Origin of the sequence: Desulfocurvus sp. (assembly GCF_023230885.1) — a bacterium.
Taxonomy (GTDB): Bacteria; Desulfobacterota; Desulfovibrionia; order Desulfovibrionales; family Desulfovibrionaceae; genus Desulfocurvus.
The window spans coordinates 1-10,014 of sequence record NZ_JALNWM010000125.1; the positions used below are offsets into that span (position 1 = coordinate 1).

The 10,014-nt window shown below is 72.0% G+C and carries 10 protein-coding genes and 1 riboswitch; of the genes, 5 read left to right on the forward strand and 5 right to left on the reverse strand.

What is annotated here, in order from left to right; all coding sequences use genetic code 11:
- Positions 1-133 precede the first annotated feature (133 nt).
- From cobI to M0P34_RS09950, 5 genes are read right to left on the reverse strand one after another with little or no spacing between them, the layout of a single operon-like run.
- On the reverse strand, positions 134-844 hold the full coding sequence (gene cobI / locus M0P34_RS09930) for a precorrin-2 C(20)-methyltransferase (protein ID WP_291498759.1): 711 nt from the start codon (positions 842-844) through the stop codon (positions 134-136).
- On the reverse strand, positions 841-1,665 hold the full coding sequence (locus M0P34_RS09935; RefSeq protein WP_291498768.1) for an ABC transporter substrate-binding protein: 825 nt from the start codon (positions 1,663-1,665) through the stop codon (positions 841-843). The genes cobI and M0P34_RS09935 overlap by 4 nt, the downstream gene beginning before the upstream one ends.
- A gap of 16 nt (positions 1,666-1,681) precedes the next feature.
- Positions 1,682-2,548 (reverse strand): ABC transporter ATP-binding protein, encoded by an 867-nt coding sequence (locus tag M0P34_RS09940; RefSeq protein WP_291498760.1) that lies wholly within the window; start codon positions 2,546-2,548, stop codon positions 1,682-1,684.
- Positions 2,545-3,630 (reverse strand): iron ABC transporter permease, encoded by a 1,086-nt coding sequence (locus M0P34_RS09945; RefSeq protein WP_291498761.1) that lies wholly within the window; start codon positions 3,628-3,630, stop codon positions 2,545-2,547. The genes M0P34_RS09940 and M0P34_RS09945 overlap by 4 nt, the downstream gene beginning before the upstream one ends.
- Position 3,631: 1 nt before the next feature.
- Positions 3,632-4,540 carry a sirohydrochlorin cobaltochelatase gene (locus M0P34_RS09950; RefSeq protein ID WP_291498762.1) on the reverse strand — a complete coding sequence of 303 codons (909 nt, stop codon included), beginning with the start codon at positions 4,538-4,540 and terminating at the stop codon, positions 3,632-3,634.
- 144 nt (positions 4,541-4,684) lie between these two features.
- Positions 4,685-4,905, reverse strand: a riboswitch (cobalamin riboswitch).
- 202 nt (positions 4,906-5,107) lie between these two features.
- On the opposite strand from M0P34_RS09950, the gene ileS reads away from it, so the two are divergent.
- From ileS to M0P34_RS09975, 5 genes are all read left to right on the forward strand, one after another.
- A complete protein-coding gene (gene ileS, locus M0P34_RS09955; RefSeq protein ID WP_291498763.1) occupies positions 5,108-7,948 on the forward strand; it encodes an isoleucine--tRNA ligase in 2,841 nt (946 codons plus the stop codon).
- 18 nt (positions 7,949-7,966) lie between these two features.
- Positions 7,967-8,482 (forward strand): signal peptidase II, encoded by a 516-nt coding sequence (gene lspA / locus M0P34_RS09960; RefSeq protein WP_291498764.1) that lies wholly within the window; start codon positions 7,967-7,969, stop codon positions 8,480-8,482.
- Positions 8,479-8,694, forward strand: a complete 216-nt coding sequence (locus tag M0P34_RS09965) for a PLDc N-terminal domain-containing protein (protein ID WP_291498765.1) — start codon at positions 8,479-8,481, stop codon at positions 8,692-8,694. The genes lspA and M0P34_RS09965 overlap by 4 nt, the downstream gene beginning before the upstream one ends.
- Positions 8,691-9,638, forward strand: coding sequence for a tol-pal system protein YbgF (ybgF, locus tag M0P34_RS09970; protein ID WP_291498766.1), 948 nt, complete (start codon positions 8,691-8,693; stop codon positions 9,636-9,638). Before M0P34_RS09965 ends, ybgF begins: the two co-directional genes overlap by 4 nt.
- A gap of 23 nt (positions 9,639-9,661) precedes the next feature.
- Positions 9,662-10,014 (forward strand): NIL domain-containing protein (locus tag M0P34_RS09975; protein WP_291498767.1); only part of this gene is annotated, 353 nt, incomplete at its 3' end.

The window sequence follows — 10,014 nt, forward strand, 5'->3', positions numbered from 1 at the left end:
AATGCCCTGGTGGCCGGTGGAAAACACTGGGCACGAAAAAAGCCGCACACCTGGCGCCCCGCATTTCCGGGCGCCGGGTGTGCGGCATGCAGCTCCGCCGGACGGACGCCGACGGGGGCGCCCCCGTGGGGGGTCAGCCCCTTTTACGCGCCAGCACCAGCGAAAAATAGCCGGGGGCGCCCGCGTCGGGGTCCGGAGTCGGGGTTATGGCCTGGCCCTGGTGGCCGCAGTTGCTGACCAGCACGGCCGTTTCGCGCAGGCCCAGCTCGTCCAGGGTCCGGGTCAGGTCCGCATACTGCTTGTAGGCCTTGAGGATCACGAAGCTGTCGGCCGCCTGCGCGGCCTCGCGCAGGCGCTGGCCGCCCCTGGCGCCGGAGACCACGGCCAGGGTCTCCTCGCCCTCGGCGATGACCGTCCCGGCCGCGGCGGCCGCCGCGTGGTAGGACGTGATGCCCGGCACGACCTCCACGGGCACGCCCGGATCCATGCCCCGCAGGGTGCGCAGCAGGTAGCCGAAGGTGCTGTAGGTCAGCGGGTCGCCCAGGGTCAGGAAGGCCACGGACAGCCCGGCGCGCAGGTCGGCCAGCACCCGGGCGGCGTTGTCGGCCCAGGCGGCGTCCAGGGCGCCCTGGTCGCGGGTCATGGGAAAGGCCAGGGGCGTGACCTGCGTGCCGGGGCGCAGGTGCGGGCGCACGATGCCGTAGGACACCGAGTGCGCGTTGCCGCTGGAGCGCGCCGCGTACACGCGGTCCGCCGCGCCCAGCACGCGCACGGCCTTGAGAGTCAGCAGTTCGGGGTCTCCGGGGCCGGTGCCCACGCCGTAGAGTGTGCCGTAACCGTTCATTTCAGATGACATTCCTTCATTGGTTCAGGATACAGGAACCGCGCCAGGGCCTCCACGGCCAGCACCGAGCGCGGCCCGGGGCGCGAAAACAGGCGCTCGTCAACCTCCAGCACCCGCCCCTGGCGCACGGCGCGCAGGGCCGCCAGCAGGGGCCGCCGGTCCAGGGGCGGCGGAGCCTCGTTCATGGGCCCGCGCTGGACGACGTACACGTCGGGGTCCAGGCCGTAGAGGGCCTCCTCGCCCAGGGGCACCAGCCGCCTGGGGTCGGCCACGGCGTTGACCCCGCCCGCGTGGCGGATCACGTCGTCCACGATGCCCCCGGCCCCTGCGGCCAGCAGGGTCTGGGCGCGGACCTCGAAGAACACCCGGGGCCGTGGCGCGCCGCCCGGGGCCGCGGCCCCGGGGCGGTCCAGGCAGCGCGCCACGGCCTCAAGGCGCGCGCGCATCCGCGCCACCAGGGCCCCGGCGGCCCGGGGCTCCCCCGTGAGGGCGCCCACGGCTTCGATGGCCGCGAACAGCTCGGCGAAGCTGCCGGGATTGAACTCGGCCACGGGCACCCCGTGGCGGCGCAGGGCCTCCACGGGCTCCGAGGCGCCCCTTCGCGCGCTCATCTGGAGCACCAGGTCGGGCCCAAGGCCGAGGACCATCTCCAGGTTGGGCCGCATATGCGTGCCGATGGCGGGCAGGGCCGCCACCTCGGGCAGGTCGGCGTCGGCCACGGTCCGGGCCACCAGGCGCCCGCCAAGGCCCATCTCGACGAGGATTTCGTTGAACGCGCCGTACAGGGCCACGATGCGCCGCGCCGGAGCCCGCAGGCGCACGGTGTTGCCCAGGCCGTCAACGACCTCGATCCCGGCCCCGGGGGCCGGGGTCGCCGCCGCCAGGGCCAGGGCCAGCGCCAGGGCCAGCGCCGCCCCCCGCCGCGCCGGGGACGAAATGCGCCTGGGGGCCGCCGGTGACCGGATGGGGCCCCACGCGGATGTCCGTGCCATAAATCTCCGAAAGCGTCCGTTCATGGAACACGTCCTTCACCGGGCCCGCGCAGGCCACGCGCCCGTCCTTGAGAAACACCAGCGCGTCGCAATACAGCGCCGCGAGATTCAGGTCATGCATGGCGCACAGCACCGCCCTGCCCCGCCCCGCCAGGCCCCGCAGCAGGTCGAACAGGCGCACCGCGGCCGCCAGGTCCAGGCTGGCCGAGGGCTCGTCCAGCAGCAGCGCCGGAGCCTGCTGGGCCAGGGCCCGGGCCAGCAGCACCCGTTGCAGCTCCCCGCCCGACACGGCGTCCGCCGGGCGGTCCCACAGGTGCTCCACCCCCGTGGCGCGCATGGCCTCGCGGGCGGCGCGGCGGTCGGCCGCGTCGGGACCGGCCAGGGGCGAGCCGTGGGCGAAGCGGCCCATGAGCACCAGGGTCGAACAGCGCAGGGCGAAGGCCATGTCCAGCCGCTGGGGCACGCAGGCCACCAGCCGGGCCCGGCGCCGCGCGGGCAGGGCGTGCATGTCCGCCTCGCCGCCCCGGGCGGCCACGGCCACCCGGCCGCCCAGCAGCGGCAGGATCCCGGCCAGGGCCAGCAGGAGCGTGGTCTTGCCGCTGCCGTTGGGCCCGAGCAGGCCGGTGACCCCGCCGGCCGCCACGTCCAGGGACACGCCGTGGAGCACCTGCGTCCGCCCGTAGCCGCAGCGCACGGCCTCGGCGCGGATCACAGCCCGGCCCCGCGCGCCCGGCGCCGCAGCACCAGGCAGAAGAACGGCCCGCCCAAAAGCGCCGTGACCACGCCAACGGGCAGCTCCTGACCGTGGGGCAGCACGGTGCGCGCCGCCACGTCGGACCACAGCAGGAGCAGCCCCCCGGCCAGGGCCGACACCACGGCCAGGGGCCGGTGCTCCGCGCCCAGGGCCTGGCGCACCAGATGCGGCGCCACCAGCCCCACGAAGCCGACCACCCCGGACACGGACACCGCCGCCCCCGTGAGCAGGCTGGCGGCCAGGAGCAGCGCCAGCCGCGCGCGGTCGGCGTCCAGCCCCAGGGCCCGGGCCTGGGCGTCGCCCAGGGACAACAGGTCCAGCTGGCGGGCCCGGGCCACGACCAGCAGCCCGCCCGCCAGGAAATACGGCAGGGCGAAGCCCACATGGGCCCAGCCGCGCCCCTGGAGCGAACCCATGACCCAGAAGACGATGCTGGCCACGGATTCCTCGTCCAGCGCCTTGAGCAGCGAAATCAGCGCGCCCAGGAACGTGGCCACCACGATGCCCGCCAGGACCACCGTCTCGCGGCGCAGCCGCCCGCCCACGCGCCCCAGGGCCACCACGGCCCCCAGGGCCGCGAAGGCGCCGCACATGGCCGCCACGGGCAACAGCCCGACCCCCGCCCACACCGGCAGCGCCGCCAGCCCGAAAAACAGCGCCAGGGAAGCGCCGAAGGCCGCCCCGGTGGACACGCCGATGGTGAACGGGTCGGCCAGGGGGTTGTGCAGGATGCCCTGGAACACCGTGCCCGCCAGGGCCAGGGCCGCCCCGGTCAGCCAGGCCAGGCAGGCCCGCGAAAGGCGGATGTCGACCACCACCACGGCGTGGGCCGGGTCCAGGCCCGGGCCCGGGGGCAGGCCCAGGGCGGCCCCCAGGTGGGCCAGAACCTGGCCCGGGGGGATGGGCAGCGGCCCGCACAGGCAGGCCGCCGCCAGCGAGGCGGCCGACGCCGCCGCGAGCAGCGCGGCCAGCGGCCACAGCCGCCGGTCCCGCGCGCCCGCGCGCGTCGCATGCGCGTCCGCCGCCCCGCCGCCGTGCATCCTACTTCCCGTCCAGCCCGGCCACGGCCCGGCGCAGATGCTCCAGCCACAGCTCGCGCAGCGGGGCGAACTCGGCCAGCCCCTGGAGCACGGGCCGCGCCGCAATGCCCCGGGCGGCCAGCACGGACTTCCAGGAGTCGTCCTCGTCCCCGGCCATGTCGTTGCGCGCGTGGTCGCCCGCCACGGACATGAGCGGCACCAAAAGGGCCCTGCTCACGCCCTTTTCGGCGAGCCGGGCCACAACCCATTCCAGGCTCGGGGTGCCCTCCACCGTGCCCACCAGGGCCAGCGGGTCGCGCTGCTCCAGGTACCATTGCAGGCCGGGATAGTAGATGTTGGCCGGGTGGTGCGTGCCGTGGCCCATGAACACCAGGGCCTCGCCCCCGGCGCGCAGCGGGCCGAAGGTCGACAGCAGCGCGTCGGCCACGGCGGCCATGTCCTCGTCGGTGCTCATGAGCGGCTGGCCGATGACGACCTTGTCGAAGCCGCCAAAGCCCCGGACCGTGCGCACGAGCTTTTCGTGGAACTCCTCGCCGGGAATGGCGTGCAGCGACTGCACGGCCAGGCGGGTCACGCCCGCGTCGAGCAGCCTGGCCAGGGCGGCCGGCACCGAGTCGGTGACCTGCCCCTGGGCGGCCAGCTTTTCGCGAATGATGTTGGACGTGAACGCCCAGTGTACGGCCATGCCCGGGAAGGCCTGGCGCACGGCGGCGTCCATGTCGTCGAAGGCCTTGCGGGCCTCGGGCACCGAGGTGCCGAAGGCCACGACGAGGATGGCGGCCTTGCCTCCGGCCGGGGCGTCATGCCCGGCGCGGGCGGGGGCGGCGCAGGAAAGCGCCAGGAACAGGGCCAGGAACAGGGCCAGCGGCAGCCCGGACGGGACCGGGCGGCGGCGCGGGACAAATCGCATGGAGACCTCCTTGCGACATGTCAGGTGGGCGGCCTGAAGCGGGTGGCGGGGAAGGCCCGGGGCCCCGGCGACGCGCCGGTCCGGGGGACGCGCCCGAATGCCAGGGGCATCGGCCCGCCGGACGAATGCCCTCGTCGTCCGGCGGCAGGCGCGCAGGCGTCCGGCAGGTCTTCTGGCTCTTCCGGTCCGGGCCCTCCCCTTCCCGCCCCGTGGCGCGTCGCGCGCGGCGGGGGCAGTGGGTCGTCGAGGGCCGGGGCCTCCTTGCGGCGGACGCAAGGCCGGAATCACAGCGGCGGGGCCGCCCCGGATTCGCACCGGGTTCCCTTTTCACGCCCCGAAGGGCGACCGGAATACGCAGCCCTTCTAGCCCAAAGCCCCCCCGGTGTCACCATGCGCCCCCTGCGCCGCCAAGGGGCCGGATTGCATGCCGAAAACCGTGCCCCGCGGCCCGTCCGCGCCGCCCGGCTCCGGGCGCCAGCGCGGCCTTGACTTTCCAACCGACTTGATTACGGTTGTCTCCCGCTTCAAACCCGGCCCGTCATATCTAAAACATAGGGACCCCCGCGCATGAGCGACTACAAGAAGACCCTGCATCTGCCGTCCACCGCGTTTCCCATGAAAGCCAACCTGACCAGCAACGAGCCGAAAACGCTCAAGTTCTGGGAGGAGATCGACGCCTACGGCACCATGGTCGCCGCCAACGAGGGCCGGGAGCGCTATGTGCTGCACGACGGGCCGCCCTATGCCAACGGGCATATCCACCTGGGCACGGCGCTGAACAAGACCATCAAGGACATCATCGTCAAGCACCGCAACATGAGCGGCCTGAAGGCCGAATATGTGCCCGGCTGGGACTGCCACGGCCTGCCCATCGAGCACAAGGTCTCCCAGGAGCTGCGCGAAAAGGGCAAGACCGGCCTGCCCGCCGTCACCGTGCGCAAGATCTGCCGCGACTACGCGCGCAAATGGATCGACGTGCAGCGCGCCGAGTTCAAGCGCCTGGGCGTGCTGGGCACCTGGAGCGAGCCCTACCTGACCATGAACCCCGTCTACGAGGCGGCAACCGCCCGCGAGCTGGGCAATTTCATGGGCCAGGGCTCGGTGGTGCGCAGCAAGAAGCCCATCTACTGGTGCAACGACTGCAAGACCGCCCTGGCCGAGGCCGAGGTGGAATACCACGACCACACCTCGCCCTCGGTCTATGTGCGCTTCCCCCTGCCCGACCCCAGGCTGGCCGAGGCGGCCCCGGGGGTGGACCCCGCGCGGGCCTTCGTGGTCATCTGGACCACCACGCCCTGGACCCTGCCGTCCAACATGGCCGTGGCCCTGCACCCGGAGTTCGACTATGTGGCCGTGCGCACGGGGGAGGAGTTCCACATCCTGGCCGAGGCGCTTCTGGCCGACTGCGCCGCGCGCTTCGGCTGGCAGGCCCCCGAGGTCGTGGCCCGCTTCAAGGGCGCGGCCCTGGAGGGCGCCGTGGCGCGCCATCCGTTCTACGACCGCGAGTCCCGCGTGGTTCTGGCGGGCTATGTGACCCTGGACGCGGGCACCGGCTGCGTGCACACCGCCCCGGGCCACGGCCGCGAAGACTACGAGACCGGCCTGCGCTACGGCCTGGAGATCCTGAGCCCCCTGGACGATTCCGGGCGCTTCCTGCCCAGCGTGGAGCTGTTCGCCGGGCTGCGCGTGGACGAGGCCAACCCCAGGATCGTCGAAACCCTCAAGGAACGCGGCGCCCTGCTTTTCCAGGAAAAAATCCGCCACTCCTACCCCCACTGCTGGCGCTGCAAGCAGCCGGTGATCTACCGCGCCACCACCCAGTGGTTCATCTCCATGGAGCGCAACGACCTGCGCGCCCGGGCCCTCAAGGCCATCCAGAACGACGTGCGCTGGATCCCCGCCTGGGGCCGCGAGCGCATCCACAGCATGATCGAAACGCGCCCGGACTGGTGCATCTCGCGCCAGCGCACCTGGGGCGTGCCCATCGTGGCCCTGCTGTGCAAGGACTGCGACGAGGCCTGGTTCGACAAGGACTGGGTCATGGACATCGTCGCGCGCTTCGAGGCCCACGAACGCGGCTGCGACTACTGGTTCGAGGCGCCCCTGGAGGAGGTCGTCCCCGCCGGGCTGACCTGCCCCAAATGCGGCGGCGCCCACTGGGAAAAAGAGGACGACATCCTCGACGTGTGGTTCGACTCGGGCACGAGCTTCGCCGCCGTGGCCGAAAAGCGCCCGGAACTGGCCTTCCCCACGGACATGTACCTGGAAGGCTCGGACCAGCACCGGGGCTGGTTCCACAGCTCGCTGCTGGCCAGCGTGGGCACGCGCGGCCGCGCGCCCTACCGCTCGGTGCTGACCCACGGCTATGTGGTGGACGGTGAGGGCAAGAAGATGTCCAAGTCCGTGGGCAACGTGGTGGCGCCCCAGGAGGTGGTGGACAAATACGGCGCGGACATCCTGCGCATGTGGGTGGCCTCGGAGAACTACCAGGACGACGTGCGCTACTCCGACGCCATCATGGCCCGGCTGGTGGACGCCTACCGGCGCATCCGCAACACCCTGCGCTACCTGCTGGGCAACCTGGGCGACTTCGACCCCGCCGTGCACGCCGTGGCCCCCGAGGCCATGCTGCCCCTGGACCGCTACGCCCTGACCCTGGTGGCGCGCATCCACGCCCGCGTGCAGCGCGCCTACACGGACTTCGAGTTCCACCGCGCCTTCCACGCCCTGCACACCATGTGCGGCACGGAGCTGTCCGCCTTCTACCTGGATATCGTCAAGGACCGCCTCTACGTCAGCGCCGCCGACTCCCCGGAGCGCCGCAGCGCGCAGACCGCCCTGTGGCAGATCACCCTGACCCTGCTCTGCGACGTGGCGCCCATCCTGAGCTTCACCGCCGAGGAGGCCTTCGGGCACCTGCCCGAGGCCATCCACCCCGGCCTGAAGACCGTCTTCGCCCTGCGCTTCGCCCTGGACGAGCGCTACCTGCTGGACGAGGAGACCCGCCACCGCTGGGACACCGTGGCCGCCGTGCGCGCCGAGATCACCAAGGCCATCGAGCCCGCGCGCAAGGCCGGGACCGTGGGCCACAGCCTGGACACCCACGTCACCGTCCACGCCCGCGAGGAGCTTCTGGACGACCTGCGGGCCCAGGGCGTGGACCTGGCGGAGATCTGCATCGTGTCCAAGGTCGGCCTGGCGGCCCTGGAGGCCGCCCCGGACGACGCCTGGACCAGCCAGGAGGTCCAGGGCCTGCGCGTGGCCGTGGCCCCGGCCCCGGGCGCCAAGTGCGAGCGCTGCTGGAAATACAGCGAAGAGCTGGGCAGCACCCCCGAACACCCCGGCCTGTGCCCGCGCTGCGCGGGGGTCATGCTCCGGGAGGGCGCCCCGGAGGACGGGCGCGGCTAAGGCCCGCGCCCGCAGCGTATGCGCAAATTCACCCTGCCCCTGACCCTGGCCGCGGTGGTCCTGGCCCTGGACGCGCTGACCAAGGCGCTGGTCCAGGACGCCCTGCCCCTGTATGCCCGCGTGGAAATCGTGCCCGGGTTCTTCAACCTCGTGCATGTGCTCAACAAGGGCGCGGCCTTCGGCATCCTGTCCGACGAGAGCATCGGCTGGCAGCGGGCGTTTTTCATCGTCACCGCCCTGGTGGCCGTGGGCGTCATCATGCACCTGATCCACACCGGCCACGCCCGCGAGCGCTTCGGCGCCTGGGGCCTGGGGCTTGTGCTGGGCGGGGCCCTGGGCAACCTCGCCGACCGGGTGCGCATCGGCTATGTCGTCGATTTCCTCGACTTCCATGCCGCAGGCTGGCACTGGCCGGCCTTCAACGTGGCCGACATCGGCATCACCTGCGGCGTGGGGCTGCTCATTGTCTCGTTCTACCGGCTGGAGCGCCGCGCCGGGCGCAGGCCCAAGCCCGCCGGACCGGAGGGTTCATGACTTCCACCCTGGCCCCGTGGTTCCTGGTCGTCCTTGACGCCGCGGGCATTTGCCTTTTCATCTCGTTCTGGGCTATCTGGCATGCGTATTGGCGCGTGTTCCCCACAAGCCAGGAGAAGGCCCTCTGGCTGGTGGGAGTGGTCATGCTGCCCGTTCTGGGCGGGCTGGCCTACCTGTTCTTTGGTCGCAACCGTGGGAGGTCGTCCCGATGAAAAATAAAGCCATGCTGTGCCTGGGCCTGTGTCTGGCCGTTTCCGGCTGCGTGAACCCCGACGACGTGCGCACCCTGGACGGGCGCGTCTATGAGCAGTCGCGCCGGGTGGAAGCCCTGGAGCAGAAGGTCGACCAGGTTTCCTCGCAGAACACGCTGCAAGCCGATTCCTGGTCCCAGATGCAGTCCATGCGCCAGGAGCTGGCCGAGGCCAGGGGCGACATCGAGACGCTCAAGCGCGAACTGGAGCTCCTGCGCCAGGGCGACCAGTCCGCCCTGCTCGCCGACGACATGGCGGACGTGAAAGTCGCCCTGCAACGCATGAATTCCCAGCTGGCCACGGACATCGACCTGGACTCCATCCGCGCCGAACGGCTGGCGGCGGCCTCCGCCGCATCGGCCGCCTCCGCCGCCCCCCAGGCCGCCCCGGCCCCGGAGGCGGGCCTGGAAAGCGCGGCCCCGGGCGGGATGCCCGTGATCGTGCCCGTGGAGCCCGGCCAGCCCGGCGACCCCGATGTCACCGCCCCGGCCCCGGCCCCGGCTCCCGCCGCCGCCCCCGCGCCCGACGCCGACGCGGCCTCGACCCTCTACAAGAGCGCCCGCGCGGCCTTCGAAGCCAGGGACTACAAGCAGGGCGTGGCCCTGTGGGAGGAGTTCGTCACGGCCTTCCCCAAGCACGACCTGGTGTCCAACGCCCTGTTCTGGCAGGGGGAATGCTACTTCCAGCTCAAGGACTACGCCCGGGCCGTGCTCAAGTACCAGTCCGTGCTGGACAACTATCCCAAGAGCTCCAAGTATCCCACCGCGCTGCTCAAGCAGGGCGTGAGCTTCATGCGCCTGGACAAGACCAAGATGGGCCGCCTGCGCCTTGAGGAAGCGGCCCGGAAATTCCCCGAAACAGCCGAGGGCAAGCGCGCCGCCGCCCTGCTCAAGGAAAAGAACTGACCGCCGCGTCGGAGTTGCAAGGCATGAAAGATCCCAACAAGGGCGTCAGCAAAATCGTCTACCTCAAGTTCCCGCCCGAGCGCAGCGGGCGGCCCGTGGTCTGCAACCTGGCCCGGCTGTTCGACCTGACGTTCAACATCCTGCAGGCCAGCATCGGCCCCCGGGCCGAGGGGCGCATGACCATCGAGCTGCTGGGCAGCGAGGACAGCTACCGCAAGGGCATCGACTACCTGAAGGACCAGGGCATCAAGATCGAGCCCGCGGCCCAGAAGATATCGCGCGACGAGGACTCGTGCGTGCACTGCGGGCTGTGCACCGCCCTGTGCCCGACCCACGCCCTGCGCCTGGACCCCGCGACCCGCGAGGTGCTTTTCGA

Excerpts from the sequence above, each read along its gene's own strand:
- cobI (WP_291498759.1), bottom strand. The coding sequence starts at position 844 with ATGAACGGTTACGGCACACTCTACGGCGTGGGCACCGGCCCCGGAGAC.
- M0P34_RS09945 (WP_291498761.1), bottom strand. The coding sequence starts at position 3,630 with ATGCACGGCGGCGGGGCGGCGGACGCGCATGCGACGCGCGCGGGCGCG.
- M0P34_RS09950 (WP_291498762.1), bottom strand. The coding sequence starts at position 4,540 with ATGCGATTTGTCCCGCGCCGCCGCCCGGTCCCGTCCGGGCTGCCGCTG.
- ileS (WP_291498763.1), top strand. The coding sequence starts at position 5,108 with ATGAGCGACTACAAGAAGACCCTGCATCTGCCGTCCACCGCGTTTCCC.
- lspA (WP_291498764.1), top strand. The coding sequence starts at position 7,967 with ATGCGCAAATTCACCCTGCCCCTGACCCTGGCCGCGGTGGTCCTGGCC.
- M0P34_RS09965 (WP_291498765.1), top strand. The coding sequence starts at position 8,479 with ATGACTTCCACCCTGGCCCCGTGGTTCCTGGTCGTCCTTGACGCCGCG.
- ybgF (WP_291498766.1), top strand. The coding sequence starts at position 8,691 with ATGAAAAATAAAGCCATGCTGTGCCTGGGCCTGTGTCTGGCCGTTTCC.